Source organism: Sorangium sp. So ce1153, from assembly GCF_051521595.1.
GTDB lineage: Bacteria > Myxococcota_A > Polyangia > Polyangiales > Polyangiaceae > Sorangium.
The window spans coordinates 11,298,823-11,314,352 of record NZ_CP150361.1 but is presented as its reverse complement, the minus strand read 5'-3'; the positions used below and the strand labels follow the sequence as shown (position 1 = coordinate 11,314,352).

The window sequence follows — 15,530 nt, the reverse complement described above, 5'->3', positions numbered from 1 at the left end:
AGGAATTTCACAGGGAGGCGGGGAGGCGGGGAGCGAGAGACGGCAAGAGAAAGAACTTCATTTTTCTCTTCCTCCCCGCCTCCCCGCCTCCCTGTGAAAATTCTCCGGGTTTCTACTCCCCGGTGGACACGGCGCGCACGTCGCGCCCGTCGCGCTCTGTGTCGTCGAGCGGCTGCCACATGTCGCTGGCAAACTCGAAGAAGTCGGGTGGGACCACCATCGAGAAGGTGTCTCCCTTCTGCTGATTGCGCCGCAGCACGCGCTCGCGGCGCACATCGCGGGGCGCGTCCAGCACGTGGATGGTCATGGGATGCCCCCCGGCGTCGACGCGCTCGTAGAATCGCTCCCGGTGATCCCGGCGAATGAGGCCGATCTCGAGCACGACGCTGGTGCCGACCTCGAGCATCCTCTCTGTCAGCCTCCAGATCTGATCGACGCACCTCTCGGTGCGCTCGATATACCACTCCAGGACGCCCGTACCCGGGCGGTCCGGGGTGAAGAGCGCCGTCATCCACTCATCCAGGTTGAGCCGCACCGCGCGCTGCTCTCGACAGAGCTGCAGCGCGAACGTCGACTTGCCGGCGCCGACCGGCCCCACGATCAGGTGGATGTGCGCCGTGCCGCGCGCCGCTGCGCGCTGCTCGCCGGGCGCGGCGCTGTCCGGAGACGTCCTCTCCTCGTGCATTGTTCTCTCTTTCATCGATCTCTCCTCGGTGAAGGGCGCGACAGGTCGAGCCGCGGCCCGCGAGTCGGGGCAGGGCGTGACCGCCTCGAGGCCAGTCGGCCGTGATCGTGCGACGGGGTTGATCGCTTGCCGCTCGCCGGTTCCGGGCGACGCGCGCCGCGCAGCTGCGGCGAAGCGCGCAGTGAGCTCGTCGCGAGCGGGGATCAGAAACGAAAACGCCAGCTGGAGGGCTGGCGTTCTCGATGTTGTAGCGAGCGGAGCGGGCGGTCGTAAAGCGAAAACGCACGTGGGCTACGGCAGCCGAAGTCCCGAGGCGCGCGCCGCGTCCCGCAGGACCCCTCGGAACCACACGTGCTTCGGGTCTCGCTCGTGCCCGGGGTGCCAGGCCATCTGCATCTCGAGGGCAGGCAGATCGAGCGGCGCCGCGCGCACGACGAGGTCGAGCTCTCTGGCGCGCGCGAGCGCGAAGCTCCGAGGGAGGATCGCGATCCGGTCGGACGCGACGAGGAGCGGCACCGCGAGCCCGAACGAGGTCACGACGCGCGTCACCCGCCGGGCGAGGCCCTGCTCGGCGAGCCGATCGTCCACCACGCCTCGGTGCGAGCTGGCGAGAGGGGCGACGAGGATGTGCTCGGCCCCGGCGAAGCGACGCACCGTCCAGGGGCCCTTCGTGAGCGGATGCCCCTTCCGGAGCACGCAGACGAAATCGTCGGCGAAGAGCGCCTCGGCGCGCACGCCTCGTGCGCGCGAGATATCCGGGATGACGGCGATCCCGCCGTGATCTCGCAAGAACGCCTCGACCTCGACCGTGACCGTCCGCATGGAGAGGCTCGCCCTGGGCGCGCGCTCCGCGAGGAGCCGGTCGAGCGCCGGCAGGAGGACCTCGGCCACCCTGTCCGAGGTGGTGACGAAGAGCTCCCCCTCGTAGGTGCCGGGCTCGAACGGCGCGCCCACCTCGAACAGGCGCTCTGCCGCGGCCAGGACCTCACGCGCCGGGCCCCGCAGCCCCTCGGCCAGCGGCGTCCTCGCGAGCGCTCGCCCAGAGCGGACCAGGAGCGGATCGTCGAACTCGACGCGAAGCCGGCGCAGCGCGTTGCTCGTCGCTGCCGGCGTGATCCCCAGCTTCCGTGCGGCGCGCGCGACGTGCGCCTCCTCGAGCAGGTAGTGGAGGGCGCGCACGTGGTTGAGATCGAACGCCGAGAAGTTCATGCGTTGAAGTATATGCCTGTCGAACATCAACTTTCACGAAGGTCCGCGGCGACGTACTCCTTTGCGCACGGACGACACGAGGCACCGCGGTGGCTGTCGTGACGTTGACGGGCTCCACGGGCGCTGGCGGTCTCTGCGGTCTCTGGCGGGTTCTGGCGTGGCGAGCTCTACGGGCTCCGGCGGCCGCAGCGCAGCCTGTCCCGCCGCCCATGTGGACACTCGTTCCAATGATGTGTACACTGGTCCATATGAAGAACCCGGACGACTCACGATCGATGCGCGAGCGGATGCTCGCTGGGGACCTGTACATCGCCGACGATCCCGAGATCGCCGAGCAGAGCGCTGCGGCGCTGGACCTGATGGCCGCCTACAACGCGACGTCGGTGCGGCAGCGCCCGCTTCGCCGTCGCCTGCTGGAGCAGCTGCTCGGCTCGATCGGCGAGGGCACGGAGATCCGCCCGCCGTTCCACGTGGATTACGGCGCGCACATCACCATCGGGGCTCGCTGCTTCGCGAACTTCGGGCTCGTCGCGCTCGACGTCGCGCCGATCACCATCGGCGACGACGTGCAGATCGGGCCGAACGTGCAGCTGCTCACGCCGACCCACCCGGTGGAGCCCGAGCCCCGGCGGCAGAAGTGGGAGGCCGCGAAGCCCATCAAGATCGGGAACAACGTGTGGCTCGGCGGCGGCGCCATCGTGCTGCCGGGGGTGACGATCGGGGACAACACCGTTGTCGGCGCCGGCTCGGTGGTCACGCGCGATCTGCCGGCCAACGTCATCGCCGTCGGCAACCCTGCTCGCGTGATCCGCCGCCTCGACGGCGCCGAGGCCGGGGCCGCGCCGGCGCGGGGCGACGCGCGAGGGTGACGGAGACGCGATGAGCAGCGCCACCAAGGCGACCAAGGCGAGGCCCGCCCGGCCGGCGCGGCGGGCTCGCCGGCACGACCCGGGGCGCAGGGACCGACTCGTCGCGACGGCCCTCGACGTGATCGCCGAGCAGGGGGTCGCCGGGGCCTCGCACCGTTCCATCGCCCAGGCCGCCGACGTGCCGCTCGGCTCGACCACGTACCACTTCGCGTCGATCGACGAGCTCCTCGCCGCGGCGTTCACCAGGCACGCGGAGGCCGTGGCCGCCTGTTTCGAGGCGCGGATGCGCGCCGCGCCCGACCGCGAGGCCGCGGTCGAATCGCTGGTCGAGCACCTCACCGCCGACCTGCTCGGCTCGCCGCGCGACCTGGTGCTCAGCGTCGAGCTCTACGTCGCCGCCGCCAGGAGGCCCGCGCTGCGGGCCGTCACCCAGGCCTGGATGCTGCGGAGCCGCCGAGCGCTGGAGACGCACTTCGACCCGGTGACCGCCCGGGAGCTCGACGCCCTGGTCGAGGGGCTCGTGCTGCACAGCGCGCTGTCCACGGAGCCGATGACTGCAGAGCAGATCCGGCACGCGATCCGCCGCTTCGCGGGCTGATGCCCCGGAAGTATCGGGTCGGCGTCGGCCGCCTCGATCACGAGGGGCGGTCTTCGAGCCGACGCGCGAAAGGTGTCTTGGTCGCGCGCAATTTTCTGGTAACCGGGTCGATCCCAAGGGCGACGGCCCGATAGCGCATTCCTGGTTTGATGCCGATATTGCCCACGGAATTGTTCTTCCAGTCCAGTCCGCAGGGAAGGAGCGCGCCGGACTCACAGTCCTGTAGTCCCCAGCTCTGCCCGTATGTATAAGGCGGCACGTGATCGTTGATCTGGAAGTAGATAAAGCTCAGGAACATGAAGGATTCTTGAGATTGCTCGTACGCCAAGATCAGCTCACTGGTTCCGCCAAATTCTGACAGATCGATGCTGACCGTGGTCGACTGGATGCTCCGTACTGCTCTCCTGACGAGCGCGTCGGACGCCTCGTGGAGAGCCGTCGCAGAAGCGACCGAGCTCACTGCCGCGGAGGAGCGGAGCAGAGCCTCCCGCGCCTCACGTGATTCAAGGGCTTCCGTGATCGAGGTGCGAACGAGCGTGAGCACTTCCTGCGTTCCCAGAGTCTGAGCTCGCATCGCCTCGACGTAGTGCTTCACGTCGACTTGGTTTCCGAACTCCTGCGGCGGATACAGAACATAGGGGCGGCGCCATAAAACCATGAAGAACGCCGTCGCCACCATCAGCGGGAAAGCGATCGCAAAGGCGCAGAACGCAACCTGGACCATTCCCGATGTCTGAGTAGCAGCGACCCCGGTGACTACTTCGGATAGCATCACAAAGGTGGCGATCACACCGAGCGGCGTCATTCCACTCGACCGCTGTACCCGAGCCAAAGCCTGATCAGCGCTGGTCATGTCCCCGCCTCAGGGTAGATCGGCTGCTCCTGGCATGAAAGCCATGCGAGCAACGCCCTTGCAACGGCGGCGATGCTGTGGGTGCAGGTGCTGCAATTGTGAGCAAATGTGGTCGCGGCGTGTGATGCCCCGGAAACAATCAGGAGCGCGGCGTGTTCGCTCCACCGCCTGCGGGAGCTCGCCGAGAGCGGCCTGGCTTCGCCTCCGCGCGGCGATGCAGGGCCTACCGCCGTGCGGCGTACCGGCGCGCGCCGTCATCGCAGGGTAGGGCAGGACGGAGCCGACACAATGGCCGGCGTTCAAAGAAGGCCGATGAAACCGGTCAACGTGCGCGCCCGCGGATAACCCAGCTTTGCACAGGACGGAAGGGCATGGCCGTTGCACGGGCCGCCGTCGAGGGGAGGGATCCGTCGATGAAAACGTTGATTGGTGCGGCCATCCTGGTCGGCCTCGCGAGCGCTCCGTCCGGATCGGGGGCGACCCCATCGCGGGCGGCACCGATGAACCCGGGCGCGGAGAGCACCGCGGCTCGGCTGTTGCCCGAGGACTTCACGGTGTACGTGCGCGGTACGATGGTCGTGAATCACCCTGTGCCTGGCTTCGAGCCGCGCCGGCTGCCGACCGCGAACGTTCACCGGGGCGAGCCGGGCTGTTACATGGCCTGCTACTCCCATGTTCCCCAGGGCGCCGTCTACTCCGTCGGCGGCGACATTTACGTGATGGGACAGGTGCGCGTGCCCGGGCGCTACGAAGGTCGGATCTGTCGGCCGACCGGCGCCTCCTCCTCCGCATCGCAGATCGCGGCGCTCTGCGGCAGACGGATTTCCACCTGTGGCTATCGGTGCTGGGGTGGGGGTGACACCGGCGGCTGGTTCGGCATCCAGTGACCCGCGCGCTGCTCAGGTCGACGCCCGGTCCGGGGCGGCGTCCGCGCGAGGGCCCGGTTCCTTCGTACGCGCGAATGCCTCTCGGGGACCTCGCGCCTGACGTCGGGGCACAGGGAGGTCACACGGCGTGACGACTCCGGCGAGCGCTTCCAGCGCGCGCCCCGCCTTGTTCAGCAAGCCGTGAGCTTCCTCGATCGCCCCACGTTCGTAGCGGTCCAGGTGGTCGCGCTCGAACGTCACCGCAGCGTAAGCCAGGTGGTACACCTCCGCGGCGAGCCGCGTCGCCTCGGCTTGGAGCTTCACGCGAACGTCCAGCGCGCGCCTCGTGCGCTTGCCCCGCTTCATCGGCGCCACCTCCGGAGGCGCAGGGCGAGAGCTTCGCGGGCGATCCTGAGCCGGCTGGCCGCGGTGCCCGGGTGCATCCCGCGCTGCCTGGCGTACGCCACGAGCGACTCCGGCAAATCGACGGAGAGCAAGATCTCTCGCTGCCAGAGCGGCAGGTCGGCAAGCGCCTCCAGCGTCTCGCGCGCCTCGATCTGCGCTTCGAGGCTCGGTCCGGCGGGCTCGCGCAGCAACCCGAGCGGCTGCGCGTTGAGGACCACATGACGCACGTACGCGCTGTTGAGGTAGTGCCCCGTCTTGCGCCAGGCGATGCCCCAGAGCCACCTCCGGAGCGCCTTCCGCGGCTCGTCCCCCGGGTCCGGCCGGTACATGCCACGGCGTGCGGAGTCCCATGCCCCGATGACCACCTGCTGCTCCACGTCGGCGCGGTCGCGCTGCGGCACGCCGTTGGCGACGAGCACGGTCACGATGAGGGAGCGCTCGGCGAGGATCGCCTGGATGCTCGGGTGGGCTGCGGGATGTGGCTCCGAGAACTGCTCCTGCTCGGCACGCGTGCCGCGGCGAGTTTCGGTGCTGGACCGCCCTGCACGGCGGTGAAGGAAGCGATCGAGCGGATGGGTGGGGCTGTCGGCGGATCCCGCGCTCGAGCTGGCGTGCTGGTGTAGCTCGGAGACGAGCGAGCGAACGCGGCGGCGCGGGGATGTGGGTGGCGGGTGGGGAGCCTGCCCCTGCCCTGCCGGAGCCCGTGCCGTGCCGGCGCCCCCCTGCCGAGCGCACGCCGCGTCTTGACACAGAGCAATATCTACGCTGGCCTCGCAGAGCGGGACGGCCATGAGGATAGCTGGAGCAGCGGCGAGGACCAGAAAAATACTCCCCCGAGCGCCTATGCGAAGCGAGGCCCGCAGCGGCGCCATCGAAACGATCGGAACGAGCTTAAGGCTGGAGTGCCAGGCTTAGTTTGGCCCGCCCATAGCCCAATCCACATTGGCGAATCATTAGAGCAAACGAGCACGTCATGAGTACCTTGGGAATAATGCGCACCCACGTTTGGATGAGCACTCTAGCCCCTCAGTCACAGGGCGATCCCGACGAAGCTCCACGCGGCATTCTCAGGTCCTCCTTCCTGAAGTTTCGCGAACGCGCAGCGCACATATCTGGTGAAATCGCACGAGATTTGCCGGACTTCACAGTGCACGACATCACTCACATGGATGGGTTGTGGGAGATGGTCGATTTGATTGCCGGTCAAGAAGTCGCATTGACGCCCGCCGAAGCATTTGTCCTCGGCGGTTCTATTCTCATACATGACATTGGGATGGGCCTCGCGGCTTATCCGGGCGGGAAAGCACAGCTCCAAGAAGACAAAAGTTGGCCAGATACGATCGCATCCATCCTACAACGACGTACCGGCAAGAGTGCGAGCAAGGCGGGGATGTCATCTATCTCCCCCGAGGTGGAGCGTGAAGCAATCGCAGAAACACTCCGAAACATACACGCTCGACATGCGGATCACCTCGCGCTCACAAATTGGAGCGGGCGGGACGGGACAAAATATTATCTCATAGACAACCCCGAGCTGAGGGACAGCTATGGATCTGTCATTGGTCGAATAGCATACAGTCATTGGTGGTCGGTATCCGACCTTCGAGAGAAGTTCGCCACCGTACTCGGAGCACCCGTAGGGTTCCCCAAAGAGTGGTCAGTTGATCCGCTGAAGATAGCCTGCCTACTTCGCCTTGCAGACGCCGGTCACCTCGACGCCCGGCGCGCACCTGCCTTCTTACATGCTCTGAGGAAGCCGCACGGGATAGCGATGCAGCATTGGGCATTTCAGGAAAAACTCCATCAGCCTCGGGTCGATAATCAGAGATTGGTATACACGTCTGGTAATCCATTTTGCCTGCAGGACGCTTCTGCATGGTGGCTATGCTTCGAAACTCTACAGATGGTAGATCGCGAGCTGAGGCAGGTCGATGCCTTATTGGCCGATATGCATCGTCCTCGCATGCGGGCACGGGCCGTCGCGGGCGCAGACGATCCCGTACGGCTCACTGAGTTTATCCCAACGGTGGGCTGGCGCCCTGTCGATGCCAGGGTACGAGTTTCGGACGTTCCATCGCTGGTCCAACGACTGGGTGGGGAACAGCTATATGGTCGAGATCCCACCGTTCCACTGCGGGAGCTAATTCAGAACGCTTCCGATGCGGTGAGAGCGAGGCGGCTCCTGCGAGATCTTCCAACAAACTGGGGCGACATTATTGTCCGGCTTGGGAATGACTCGAACGGACCGTGGCTTGAGGTTGAAGATACCGGGATTGGGATGTCTGCAGCGGTACTAACAGGTCCGCTTCTTGATTTTGGAACCAGTTACTGGAATTCCTGGCTCATGCGTCAAGAACTTGTTGGCTTAGCAGCAAAGGGGTTCTCTCCAACTGGACGCTATGGTATTGGATTTTTCTCGGTGTTCATGTGGGGCGCAAGAGTCCGTGTTGTCACACGCCGCTTTGACGAAGCGGAAAAAGATACTCGAGTTCTTGAGTTTGCGACAGGCCCTGCCACGCAGCCAATTCTCCGCGATTCAACCGAAGAGGAAAGACTGCAAGATGGTGGTACTCGCGTGCGCGTATGGCTTCGGGTAGCACCTAACGCAGAAGGTGGACTGCTTTCTATCCCAGACGGGCCGCCGCGATCCCTGAAACGGCTATGTGCTTGGATCTCTCCGGCTCTCGATGTCAACCTATCTGTCGAAGACACATCTGGCAAACGCACGCGAGTGGTAGCAGCCTCAGACTGGATCAGTATCAGCGCAAAGAAATTACTAGAGAGAATCGCAACGCCAATAAACCACAAGAAGACCTGGCACGTTAAGGAAGATATCTCTCGTTCTGCGCCGTTTCTGCGGTTGCTATTTGCCGAATCCGGCCAATTGGCAGGCCGGGTCGCTATAGTACCTGACCACTTTTTCTCTCAAATTGGCGTGGTAACAGTCGGAGGACTGCGGGCGCACAATACCTACACATTCGCCGGCATATTGTGTGGTTCGCCCACCACGGCTGCCCGGAATTCCGCGATTCCAGACGTGGACACAAATGGACTGCGTAAATGGATATCGGAGCAAAAGGACCTCCTGATCGCAGCACACGAAACGAGGGACGAACTCTCGGGCATTACAGGGATAGTTTACCGCTGCGGTGGAAATATCGAAGATTTGCCGGTATGCCGTGGCGCGATGGGATGGATGACCGCGCAGGAGATTGAGTCGTGGTCAGATATTCCCAATGAAATTATCTTGGTGGAACGCGCGGGCGCAATAGATGAATTGGAGCTTTCGGATGTAGATGTCAAGCTTGGTGCGAATGTGCTGGCGATTGAGAGTTCGCCCCGTTTATATTCGCTGGTCTCAAACGACACAGTGGGCGAGAAGTGGCCAGGTAGTAGTGTTATTGCTTGGTCGACAAAGGAACCGCTGGATTGGCGCTGGTGGTCACTAGCCAACGTCGTCGTGAGAGCACTTGCGAAGGCTTGGTCGGTCGACCCGGGGCGCCTATTTGCTAGTTTAGCAGAGCGCGAGGACGAATTTTATGACGCCGTCGTCGGGACCGTCAACGATCTGCCGTTTCGCTCGGCCGTGATGATAATTCGCAAGTCTGACGCGTTTTGAGTCCCGTCATCTGAAATCTTGTGCGATTCGTTAACAACGAGTGCTGGTTCTGTGTGTCATCGTGCGATTCGTTTTTTCTAACGGCCGCGAGCGCAATGTCGATAGGGGCAGCGCAGTAGATGCTCGCCGAGCCCGACCAGGCAGCTGCGGCCCCGGAAGAACCGCCAGAAGGCGGCCCCGACCGACATCCCAGGCTCCGGCCTGCTCCTCGTCTGCTTCCCTGCTCCGCTCTGCCGCGACGTGGAGCCACCGTCCGGCTCCTCAGCCCGGCTGTTTGGTGTACGCTCCGACCCGAGCGAGACGCACCCCCATGACCGCCAGCGATCGACGCGCACCCCGGCCGAGCGCCGGCGAGGGCATCACCGTCCTCCTCCACGCCGCCCAGGAGGGCCAGAAAGAGGCCGCGGACGCCCTCCTCCACGCCGTCTACGCCGAGCTCAAGATCATCGCCCTGGCCCGCGTCCGCCACCTCCGCGCCGGGCAGACGCTCGGCCCCACCGCCCTCGTCCACGAGGCCTACGAGAAGCTCTTCCGGGACGGCGAGGCCCGCTTCCAGAGCCGCGCCCACTTCTTCGGCGCCGCCTCCCAGGCCATGCGCGACCTGCTCGTCGATCACGCGCGCCACAAGGCCGCCAGGAAGCGCGGCGGCGACCAGGAGCGCGCCCCCGAGGACGCCATCGACGCCCTGCCCCTCGCGATCGACCTCCCCGTCGAGGACCTCATCGCCCTCGACGAGGCCCTGCGCAAGCTCGGCCAGGAACACCCGCGCAAGGCCGAGATCGTGATGCTGCGCTACTTCGCGGGCCTCACCGAGGAAGAGATCGCCGAGCTCTCCGGCGTGACGACGCGCACGGTCGAGCGCGAGTGGCGGTTCGCGAAGGCGTGGCTCTACCGGGCGCTGCACGGCGGAGATGAGCCCGCCCCTTGACCCAGGCGAGGTAGAGGCGCTCTTCGAGGCGGCGCTCGATCAGCAGCGCCACGACGACCGCCGCGCGTTCCTGGAGGCCCGGTGCGCGGGCCGCCCGGAGCTCTTCCAGGAGGTGTGGAGCCTGCTCCGGTGCGACGCCGCGCAGCCGGACGGGTTCCTGAAGGGCGCCGCCGTCGCCCTCGCCGCGCCCGACGAGCCGCTGAGCCCCGGCGCGCGCGTCGGGCGGTTCACGGTGCTCGACAGGGTCGGCCAGGGCGGCATGGGCGTCGTCTACGCGGCCTACGACGCGGAGCTCGACCGCCGCGTCGCCCTGAAGCTCATCGCGCCGGGCAGGTTCGATCCGGAAGGCAGGGCCCGCCTCGTGCGCGAGGCCCAGGTGATGGCCAGGCTCTCGCACCCGCACGTCGTCCCCATCTACGAGATCGGCGAGCACGGGCGGGACGTGTTCGTCGCGATGGAGTTCGTCGACGGCCGGACGCTCCGCGACCTGTCCCGCGAGCAGCCCGGCGCGTGGGAGGCCGTGCTCGCCGCAGGGATCGAGGCCGGCCGCGGCCTCGCGGCGGCGCACCGAGAGGGGCTCGTCCACCGCGACGTCAAGCCGGACAACATCCTGATCGGCAAGGACGGGCGGGCGCGCATCGCCGACTTCGGCCTCGCGCGCCTCCAGCACGAGGAGGACTGGCTACCTGGCGGCGGCCCGAGCGCCGGTGTCTCCAGGAGCGGCTCGCTCCATGCGCCCCTCACGGCAGGGAGCTTGTTCATGGGGACGCCGGCGTACATGGCCCCGGAGCAGGCCGAGCGGCAGCCGGCGACGTCAAAGAGCGATCAATGGAGCTTCTGCGCGACCCTCCACGAGGCGCTCCACGGCGAGCTGCCGTTCGAGGGCGAGGACCCCCACGCGCGGCTCGACAGGGCGCGGCGAGATCTCCTGAGGCCGGCGCCGCCCGGCTCGAAGGTGCCCGCGTGGGTGCGCGACGCGCTCGCGCGGGGGCTCCGCGCTCGCCCCGAGGAGCGATGGCCGACGCTCGACGAGCTGCTGGACACCCTCGCCGAGCGGCTCGCGAAGAGCTCCGACATCGATCTGACCGTCTCCAGACGCGAGCGGATCCGCTTCGGCCTCGGGATCGGCGCCCTCGGCGTGGTGATGGCGACGGTCGGCGTGGGCCGCTATGTCCCTGTGCACCACCCCGTGCACCTCCTCGCCATGGGCTGCGTCACGGCGCTCGCGGGGCTCTCGCTGCTCTGGACGTTCCGCCGCCCGCTCTCGAGGAACGCGGTGAACCGGCGGATTGGCCATGTGGTGAAGGTGATGTTCGGCGCGATGCTCCTGCACCGGGCGCTCGCCGTGATCGCGGGCGAGCCCGTGGAGCGCGCGCTCGCGACCAACCTGCTCCTCTTCGCCGCCATCCACGCGACCGCCGCGCCGGGCCTGTCGAAGGCGAGCTGGCTGTCGGCCGCGCTCTGCGCGGCGGGCGCCGCGGCCGCCGCGGTATCGCCCCAGCACGCCCGTGCGATCTACGTCGCCGGCGTGCTGGGCTCCCTCGCGATTGCGATCGTCGCGTGGCACCTCGCCAGCGCCGCGCCGCCGGCGAGGAAGGACGGGCGGTGAACCGCCGCGATCCGGCGCGCTCCGCGCGGAGCGCGCCGGCGCCAGAGGCTCCGCGCTACTCGGTCACGACGGTGATGGGGTTGAAGTAGACCCGCACGCCCGTCTTCGTCCCCGCCTCGTTGCCCTTCGTGTCACCTACATAATCGAGCTTGTTGACGAGGTTCTCCGGCGTGAACGTGAAGATGTCGTGGGCGTGGTCCGTGTCGGTGTACGTGTGGCTGAAGGAGATCGGGCCATCCACGTCGACGATCGGGCTGCTCGTGGTGTACAGGCGGTACCAGGTGGTCCCGCTCGCGTGCGTCCAGTTGCTCTTCGTCTCCAGGGCATCCATGTAGACAGCGGCCCAGAGCTCGTTGCCATTGAAGACGCTCAGCTCGACCTGGAGCGACACGCTCGGGCCGTGGCCGTCGAACTCGGCGTCCCCACCGACGCGCGGCGGGATGTAGAACCCCGTGGAGAGGCCGACGAGCGTGCTCGTCGACACGAGCGCGTCGCCGTCGGACTCCGCCGTCGAGAGCGCCGCGCCGTCCTCGAGCGCCAGGTCGGCGGCGGCGATTCCGATCTCCGCGCCGTCCGGGGTCGGGGCGCCCTCCGCCAAGGAATCGGCCTGCGGATCGGCGGCGGTGGCCATGCAGCCGGGGGCGGCGACGAGTAGGGCGAGGACGAGGGGCGAGAAGCCGCGGAAGAGGGCGATGTGGTTCATGATGGCTCCCAGGATCTTCTTTCAGGGGTTGAGCGCGGCGAGCGGTCCCGGGGTGGCCTCCACCCCGCTGTTTCGCTCGCCTCACCCCGTCATCCGGAACCCGGGAGGAAAACCCGACAGGGGGTCGGTCGATTTTTTCTCGAGGCGCCCGCGGCTCGGATCCAGGGCGGGCTCTCCGCCGCCTCAGGCTGCGGCGAGCGCCGTGAGCTCGGCGCTGACGTCCCAGAGGCGCCGGGCCGCCGCTTCATTCACCGCCGAGGTGGCACCGGTGTGGCCCGCCCTGACCTACCTGGCCAAGAACGAATGGCCCTCGCTCTCCATCGCGAGATCCCTGCCGGGGGCCATCCGGCGTCGCGGTCCAGTATTTCGCACGATACCGGCGGCCGCGGCGTGGCGCTCCGACACTGCGCGGCCGGCCATTGGAACCGCGGGGTAGTGTCGCCTGATTTTTGCCGCCTGAACGGTCGTGTTCGAGTCCAGCTCGCGGTGACGCAACGAAGCGCATTGCAATTGCGAATTGATTCGCATATCGGTGCACCATGGGAGACCATGCGCGCCTGGCGCTCTGGCGCTGCGGGGGCATAGGGCGGACGCGGGGGTATCCAGGCGACCGTGGGCTCTCAAGGGACCAAGTTTTCCTGGGAAGGGACACGAATCATGAACCACCGAGCTCGATATACCCTCTCGGCGCTGATTGCGGCTGCATCGCTGAGCGTCGGAGGGCCAGCCTCTGCCGACGTGACCATCTGGGGGAACGTATCGCCTCAGAATCCCGCGGACCCATGGGACCTCGGGCTGGACCGGCTCCGCGTGGGAGCCGGCGCGGTCGAGGTGACCGATGGCGGGACGTTGATCAGCCCCGGTGCGACCGTGTCGGGGAGCTACGACCCCGGCATCATCCTGGTCGACGGGTATGGCTCGACCTGGATCAACAACGGATCCATCGAGATCGGCGACGATTTCGAGAGTCGGATCGTCATCCGGCACGGCGCCGAGGCGATCACCGATGATTTCGTGGTCGGCATCAGAGGTGACTATAGATATGGCCGCGCGGTCGTCGAGGGCTACGACGCCACCCTGACGAGCAGGACGACGACCTACATCGGCACGAAGGGACATGGAACCTTGGAGCTCAGGCAAGGAGCGAGCTTCTTCTCACACGACGTCTACTTCGGCGGCATCCTCGGCCCCAGCTGCGGGACCTGCACGGGCGAAGCCATCGTTACAGGCACCGCGACGAGATGGGTGAGCACGGGAGAGTTCGTCCTGGGCGCGAGGGGACGCGGCTTGCTGGACATCCGGAGCGGCCAGCTCTCCACCGTGAACGCGCGCATCGCCGGCGATGACCTCATGAGCAGCCGCGCGAGCGTCAGCGGCTGGGGCGGCACCTGGACCAACGAGGGGCTCCTCCAGGTGGGATCGAACCAAGGATACGGCACGCTCACCGTCGGCGCTTATGGGACCCTGATCACAGAAGATACCGAGATCCGCTCGGAGCTCGGCGGGGGCTTCGTCAAGGTGAACGACGTCTATGCGTCATGGCTGAACAGCGGCGATGTTTCAATCTTCGCCGCTCTGTCGCAGTATCCGTCGCTCCTGATCGACAAGGGCGCTTCCGTGAGGATCGGCGGCCTCCTCCGGACCGCGCTGTTGTTCCAGGGCTATCCCTACCTGGGGCCCTCCGTGCGACTCGCGAAGGGCGATCTCGTCGCAGGCGCGATCAAGGTCGGTGTAGGCGACTTCGACTTCGTCGGCGGGCGCCTCGAGACCGGCAGCTTCGTGGGCGATCTCGCCAACACGCAGGCCGGCGAGCTCTCCGTCGGCGAGGTCTACCCTTCGACCGGCATCACCGGCAGCTACAGCCAGGGGCCAGACGCCGCCATCGGCATCACGGTCGCAGGCACGAGCGCCTCGCCGCTCCTCCAGGTTGATGGGGAGGTCCATCTCGACGGGGCGCTCGAGGTCTTGCCGGCCGACGGGTCTGTGTCGTTCCAGGCCGGGGACACCATCGTTCTGCTCGGCTGGAGCGGTGACCTCACGGGGACGTTCGCTACCGTGAATATCGCCTTGCCGCTCGCCCCAGGGCTCGCCTGGGACACCTCCGCGCTGTACACGACCGGCGAGATCACCGTCGTCACCGCAACCTAGAGCTCCGATCGCGTTGATCGAGAGAGAAGTGAACCGCCAAGGACGCCAAGATATTGTCTCCTTCTTGGCGTCCTTGGCGCCTTGGCGGTTCGAGATTCTGCTCGTTTCAGGCGGGTTTAACCCGTTGGTTGCCCTGGGACAGGACACCGATCCCATCCAGGGGACCGCGGTCGCTCCACACCCCGCGGGCAGGTCGCCCAGCCGGGGCTTGTCATGCCCGAGCTGCCTTCGATTTCCTTCTCCCCGGCGCGGCGCCCGCCCCTGACTCGCTCCCGAGGCGCTCGACGAGGAGCTCGACAAACGCGCGCACCTTGGTGGGCTGGTGGAGGTGGTGAGGGAAGACGACGAAGATCGAGATCTCTTGCCCGAGCTGCCGCGCGAAGCGCACCACGACGTCGAAGCCCCCGCCGACGACATCCCCGAGGCTGTCGGAGAGGGAGAGATCGAGGCGCACCTGCGGATAGCGCGCCGCGAAGTCCCCTGGCAAGGGCGCGATCTTCAGTATGCCGAACGAGACGGGCGCCGAAACGCGCAAGAGCCCCTCGGGGACCCGGCTCACGCCGTGCATCGCGGACGCGGCCTCGTGGCGGCCGTGAGGATACGCTCGCAGCTCTCGTAGAGCCGGAGACCGTCCTCGGTGAGCGCGAGGCGCCGCGTCGAGCGGTGGAGCAGCCGTACGCCGAGCCGCTCCTCGAGCGCCGCGAGCCGCGCGCTGACCACCGACTTCGAGAGCCCGAGCACGCTCGCCGCGCCCGTGAAGGACTTGCGCTCCACCACCCGCGCAAAGATCGCCATCGAGAGGAGGTCGTCCAGGGAGGTGGTCGGCATTGTCCTGTGGGCAGAACAGTTTGAACGGCGGAGGACTCTACCGCAAGACGAAAGCCGCGTCATGTTCAGGCCGTCCATGGCTCGCGGCGCTACCGCCTGTCGCGGGAACCGGCGAGTCCTTGCAGCGCAAGGGCAGAAGCTCGTTCGCGACCTTCACGGCCCTACGCGTCCCACCGAGGGGCGGCAGCCGCCCTGGTAGTAAATACATTT

14 protein-coding genes are annotated in these 15,530 nt (G+C 66.8%); 7 read left to right on the top strand and 7 right to left on the bottom strand.

Annotated features, from left to right (window positions below):
* Positions 1–112: 112 nt before the first annotated feature.
* A complete protein-coding gene (locus WME85_RS41115; protein ID WP_437829283.1) occupies positions 113–700 on the bottom strand; it encodes an AAA family ATPase in 588 nt (195 codons plus the stop codon).
* A 276-nt stretch (positions 701–976) separates the two neighbouring features.
* Positions 977–1,894 carry a LysR family transcriptional regulator gene (locus tag WME85_RS41110; protein ID WP_437829280.1) on the bottom strand — a complete coding sequence of 306 codons (918 nt, stop codon included), beginning with the start codon at positions 1,892–1,894 and terminating at the stop codon, positions 977–979.
* Positions 1,895–2,142: 248 nt separating this feature from the next.
* On the opposite strand from WME85_RS41110, the gene WME85_RS41105 reads away from it, so the two are divergent.
* Together WME85_RS41105 and WME85_RS41100 are read left to right on the top strand one after the other, a co-directional pair.
* Complete coding sequence (locus WME85_RS41105; RefSeq protein WP_437304501.1) at positions 2,143–2,763, top strand: sugar O-acetyltransferase; 621 nt, start codon at positions 2,143–2,145, stop codon at positions 2,761–2,763.
* A 10-nt stretch (positions 2,764–2,773) separates the two neighbouring features.
* Entirely contained in the window at positions 2,774–3,361 is a 588-nt protein-coding gene (locus WME85_RS41100; protein WP_437829279.1) for a TetR/AcrR family transcriptional regulator, read from the top strand.
* 37 nt (positions 3,362–3,398) lie between these two features.
* Here WME85_RS41100 and WME85_RS41095 read toward each other — a convergent pair whose 3' ends face one another.
* Positions 3,399–4,214 carry a hypothetical protein gene (locus WME85_RS41095; protein WP_437829276.1) on the bottom strand — a complete coding sequence of 272 codons (816 nt, stop codon included), beginning with the start codon at positions 4,212–4,214 and terminating at the stop codon, positions 3,399–3,401.
* Between the two features lie 413 nt (positions 4,215–4,627).
* Between WME85_RS41095 and WME85_RS41090 the strand changes: the two genes are divergently transcribed.
* Entirely contained in the window at positions 4,628–5,101 is a 474-nt protein-coding gene (locus WME85_RS41090; protein WP_437829274.1) for a hypothetical protein, read from the top strand.
* Positions 5,102–5,442: 341 nt separating this feature from the next.
* On the opposite strand, the gene WME85_RS41085 is transcribed toward WME85_RS41090, so the two are convergent.
* Positions 5,443–5,910: an RNA polymerase sigma factor gene (locus WME85_RS41085; RefSeq protein ID WP_437829272.1), complete on the bottom strand. Its 468-nt coding sequence runs from the start codon at positions 5,908–5,910 to the stop codon at positions 5,443–5,445.
* A gap of 548 nt (positions 5,911–6,458) precedes the next feature.
* On the opposite strand from WME85_RS41085, the gene WME85_RS41080 reads away from it, so the two are divergent.
* From WME85_RS41080 to WME85_RS41070, 3 genes are all read left to right on the top strand, one after another.
* Positions 6,459–9,104, top strand: coding sequence for an HD domain-containing protein (locus WME85_RS41080; RefSeq protein WP_437829270.1), 2,646 nt, complete (start codon positions 6,459–6,461; stop codon positions 9,102–9,104).
* 310 nt (positions 9,105–9,414) lie between these two features.
* A complete protein-coding gene (locus WME85_RS41075) occupies positions 9,415–10,032 on the top strand; it encodes an ECF-type sigma factor (protein ID WP_437829267.1) in 618 nt (205 codons plus the stop codon).
* On the top strand, positions 10,016–11,641 hold the full coding sequence (locus WME85_RS41070; protein WP_437829265.1) for a serine/threonine-protein kinase: 1,626 nt from the start codon (positions 10,016–10,018) through the stop codon (positions 11,639–11,641). Before WME85_RS41075 ends, WME85_RS41070 begins: the two co-directional genes overlap by 17 nt.
* Before the next feature lie 55 nt (positions 11,642–11,696).
* On the opposite strand, the gene WME85_RS41065 is transcribed toward WME85_RS41070, so the two are convergent.
* The gene (locus tag WME85_RS41065; RefSeq protein WP_437829264.1) at positions 11,697–12,344 is read right to left on the bottom strand and encodes a hypothetical protein; all 648 of its coding nucleotides are present in this window, start codon (positions 12,342–12,344) and stop codon (positions 11,697–11,699) included.
* Positions 12,345–13,001: 657 nt separating this feature from the next.
* Here WME85_RS41065 and WME85_RS41060 point away from each other — a divergent pair.
* Entirely contained in the window at positions 13,002–14,492 is a 1,491-nt protein-coding gene (locus WME85_RS41060) for a hypothetical protein (RefSeq protein WP_437829262.1), read from the top strand.
* A 211-nt stretch (positions 14,493–14,703) separates the two neighbouring features.
* On the opposite strand, the gene WME85_RS41055 is transcribed toward WME85_RS41060, so the two are convergent.
* Positions 14,704–15,060 carry a LysR substrate-binding domain-containing protein gene (locus tag WME85_RS41055; protein ID WP_437829260.1) on the bottom strand — a complete coding sequence of 119 codons (357 nt, stop codon included), beginning with the start codon at positions 15,058–15,060 and terminating at the stop codon, positions 14,704–14,706.
* A complete protein-coding gene (locus WME85_RS41050) occupies positions 15,048–15,320 on the bottom strand; it encodes a LysR family transcriptional regulator (RefSeq protein WP_437829258.1) in 273 nt (90 codons plus the stop codon). The genes WME85_RS41055 and WME85_RS41050 overlap by 13 nt, the downstream gene beginning before the upstream one ends.
* Positions 15,321–15,530: the final 210 nt, after the last annotated feature.

Excerpts from the sequence above, each read along its gene's own strand:
- WME85_RS41115 (WP_437829283.1), bottom strand. The coding sequence starts at position 700 with ATGAAAGAGAGAACAATGCACGAGGAGAGGACGTCTCCGGACAGCGCC.
- WME85_RS41110 (WP_437829280.1), bottom strand. The coding sequence starts at position 1,894 with ATGAACTTCTCGGCGTTCGATCTCAACCACGTGCGCGCCCTCCACTAC.
- WME85_RS41105 (WP_437304501.1), top strand. The coding sequence starts at position 2,143 with ATGAAGAACCCGGACGACTCACGATCGATGCGCGAGCGGATGCTCGCT.
- WME85_RS41100 (WP_437829279.1), top strand. The coding sequence starts at position 2,774 with ATGAGCAGCGCCACCAAGGCGACCAAGGCGAGGCCCGCCCGGCCGGCG.
- WME85_RS41095 (WP_437829276.1), bottom strand. The coding sequence starts at position 4,214 with ATGACCAGCGCTGATCAGGCTTTGGCTCGGGTACAGCGGTCGAGTGGA.
- WME85_RS41090 (WP_437829274.1), top strand. The coding sequence starts at position 4,628 with ATGAAAACGTTGATTGGTGCGGCCATCCTGGTCGGCCTCGCGAGCGCT.
- WME85_RS41080 (WP_437829270.1), top strand. The coding sequence starts at position 6,459 with ATGAGTACCTTGGGAATAATGCGCACCCACGTTTGGATGAGCACTCTA.
- WME85_RS41075 (WP_437829267.1), top strand. The coding sequence starts at position 9,415 with ATGACCGCCAGCGATCGACGCGCACCCCGGCCGAGCGCCGGCGAGGGC.
- WME85_RS41070 (WP_437829265.1), top strand. The coding sequence starts at position 10,016 with ATGAGCCCGCCCCTTGACCCAGGCGAGGTAGAGGCGCTCTTCGAGGCG.
- WME85_RS41065 (WP_437829264.1), bottom strand. The coding sequence starts at position 12,344 with ATGAACCACATCGCCCTCTTCCGCGGCTTCTCGCCCCTCGTCCTCGCC.
- WME85_RS41060 (WP_437829262.1), top strand. The coding sequence starts at position 13,002 with ATGAACCACCGAGCTCGATATACCCTCTCGGCGCTGATTGCGGCTGCA.
- WME85_RS41055 (WP_437829260.1), bottom strand. The coding sequence starts at position 15,060 with ATGCACGGCGTGAGCCGGGTCCCCGAGGGGCTCTTGCGCGTTTCGGCG.
- WME85_RS41050 (WP_437829258.1), bottom strand. The coding sequence starts at position 15,320 with ATGCCGACCACCTCCCTGGACGACCTCCTCTCGATGGCGATCTTTGCG.